Here is a 2,835-nt window from a genome sequence, read left to right as displayed (position 1 = left end):
GCCTGCTGCTGCGCGCTGGCCGCGGCGGCGGTGGCGAACTCGGCCAGGCCCTCCGGCTCGGCGACCGGTCCGACCTGCTGGGTCGGTACCGCCTCGACCGCGACGTTGAACAGGAAGCCGACGGACTCTTCTTTGAGGCCCTCCAGCATCCCGGTGAACATGTCAAAGCCCTCACGCTGGTACTCGACCAGCGGATCGCGCTGCGCCATCGCGCGCAGACCGATGCCCTCTTTGAGGTAGTCCATCTCGTAGAGGTGCTCACGCCATTTGCGGTCGATGACGTTGAGCAGCACGTTGCGTTCCAGCTGGCGCATCGCGCCCTCACCCGCCAGCTCTTCGAGCTCGGCTTCCCGGGTGGCATAGGCGCGGTCGGCATCCTCGATCAACGCGTCGAGCAACTCCTCGCGGGTCAGCTCGCCAGGCTCCCCGACCGCCTCGGAGTCGATCAGTGTGGTGTGGTCGAGACCGACCGGGTACAGCGTTTTCAGCGCCTCCCAGAGCTTCTCCAGATCCCAATCCTCGGCGTATCCCACGGCGGTGGCACCGTCGACGTAGGCGGTGATCACGGCGACGAGCATGTCGTGCGCCTGCTGCTGCAGGTTCTCGCCTTCGAGGATGCGGCGACGTTCCGCGTAGATGACCTTGCGCTGCTGGTTCATCACCTCGTCGTACTTGAGGACGTTTTTTCTGACCTCGAAGTTCTGCTGCTCGACCTGGGTCTGCGCGCTCTTGATCGCACGGGTCACCATTCCCGCCTCGATCGGCACGTCGTCAGGCAGGTTCAACCGGGTCAGCAGCGTCTCCAGCGCGGCGCCGTTGAAACGACGCATCAACTCGTCGCCCAGCGACAGGTAGAACCGCGACTCACCGGGGTCACCCTGACGACCGGAGCGGCCGCGCAGCTGGTTGTCGATACGGCGTGACTCGTGCCGCTCGGTGCCCAGCACGTATAGCCCGCCGGCCTCGATGACCTCTTTGGCTTCGGCCGCTGCCTCGTCTTTGACGATCGGTAGCTCCTCGTGCCAAGCCGCCTCGTACTCGTCGGCAGTCTCGACCGGATCCAGACCGCGGGCCCGCAACCTCAGGTCGGTGAGAAAGTCGACGTTGCCGCCCAGCACGATGTCGGTACCGCGGCCGGCCATGTTGGTGGCGACCGTGATGGCGCCGCGGCGGCCGGCCTCGGCGACGATGCCGGCTTCCTGCTCGTGATACTTCGCGTTGAGCACGTTGTGCGGGATGCGCCGCTTCTGGAATTGCCGAGAAAGGTACTCCGAGCGCTCCACGCTCGTCGTACCGATCAGCACCGGCTGGCCCTTCTCGTAGCGCTCGCCGACGTCGTCGACGACCGCGATGTACTTGGCTTCCTCGGTCTTGTAAATCAGGTCGGACTGGTCGGTGCGGACCATCGCCCGGTTCGTCGGGATGGGCACCACGCCGAGCTTGTAGATCTCGTGCAGTTCGGCAGCCTCGGTCTGCGCCGTACCGGTCATGCCGGAGAGCTTGTCGTAGAGCCGGAAATAGTTCTGCAGGGTGATGGTGGCCAGCGTCTGGTTCTCGGCCTTGATCTCGACGCGCTCCTTGGCCTCGATGGCCTGATGCATGCCCTCGTTGTAGCGCCGGCCGACCAGCGTGCGGCCGGTGAACTCGTCGACGATGATCACCTCGCCGTCGCGGACGATGTAGTCCTTGTCGCGATTGAACAGCTCCTTGGCCTTCAGCGCGTTGTTGAGGTAGTTGACCAGCGGCGAGTTGGCCGCCTCGTACAGGTTGTCGATACCGAGCTGGTCTTCGACGAACTCCACCCCGAGCTCGTGTACACCGACGGTCCGCTTACGCAGATCCACCTCGTAGTGGGTGTCTTTTTCCATCAGCGGCGCCAGTCGGGCGAATTCGGAATACCAATTCGAGGCTCCGTCGGCGGGCCCGGAGATGATCAGTGGGGTGCGGGCTTCGTCGATCAGAATCGAGTCGACCTCGTCGACGATGGCGAAGTTGTGGCCGCGCTGGACGCACTCTTCCAGCGAATGGGCCATGTTGTCGCGCAGGTAGTCGAAGCCGAATTCGTTGTTGGTGCCGTAGGTGATGTCGGCCGCGTAGGCGACGCGCCGCTCGTCGGGCGTCATCTGCGCCAGGATCACGCCGACGTCCAGGCCCAGGAAGCGGTGCACCCGGCCCATCCACTCGCTGTCGCGTTTGGCCAGGTAGTCGTTGACGGTGACGATGTGCACCCCGTCGCCGCCGATGCCGTTGAGGTAGGCCGGCAGCACTGAAGTCAGGGTCTTGCCTTCACCGGTCTTCATCTCGGCGACGTTGCCGAAGTGCAGCGCCGCACCACCCATCACCTGCACGTCGAAGTGCCGCTGGTCGAGCACCCGCCAAGCCGCCTCGCGGGCCACCGCGAACGCCTCGGGCAGCAGGTCGTCGAGGGTCTCCCCGTCGGCGTGCCGCTTCCTGAACTCCGCGGTCTTGGCCTGCAGTTCGGCGTCGGTCAGCTTCTCGATGTCCTCCGCCAAGCTGTTGACGTACTCGGCCACCCGCTTGAGGCGCTTGACCATGCGACCTTCGCCAAGTCGCAACAACTTATCCAGCACGGCTTAGTCCCCTAGGTCCTTCTGTAGAGCAGACGTCTTCGGCGTCATCCATCCTAGGTGACGGCTCAGGTGGTACCCCCGGCCACGACGAGTCGGCGCTCGCCGCGGCCCAGGTTGGGTCGGCTCAGGAGAGCCGAATCAGACCGTAGTCGTAGGCATGCCGCCGGTAGACCACCGAAGGCCGCTCGGTCTGCTTGTCGTAGAACAAGAAGAAGTCGTGGCCGACCAACTCCATCTCGTAGAG

At 64.7% G+C, this 2,835-nt stretch carries 2 protein-coding genes; both read right to left on the bottom strand.

Annotation, left to right across the window (positions count from 1 at the left end; genetic code table 11):
• A partial coding sequence (gene secA / locus WAN02_RS29315; RefSeq protein WP_422268894.1) for a preprotein translocase subunit SecA occupies positions 1-2,591 on the bottom strand: 2,591 nt, incomplete at its 3' end.
• 124 nt (positions 2,592-2,715) lie between these two features.
• Positions 2,716-2,835, bottom strand: a 120-nt coding sequence (locus tag WAN02_RS29310) for a sigma 54 modulation/S30EA ribosomal C-terminal domain-containing protein (RefSeq protein ID WP_422268895.1), incomplete at its 5' end; no start/stop codon positions are given.

Origin of the sequence: Mycobacterium sp., assembly GCF_049281135.1 — a bacterium.
Lineage (GTDB): Bacteria > Actinomycetota > Actinomycetes > Mycobacteriales > Mycobacteriaceae > Mycobacterium.
The sequence above is the reverse complement of the archived record's forward strand: the minus strand, read 5'-3'. Positions and strand labels throughout refer to the sequence as shown.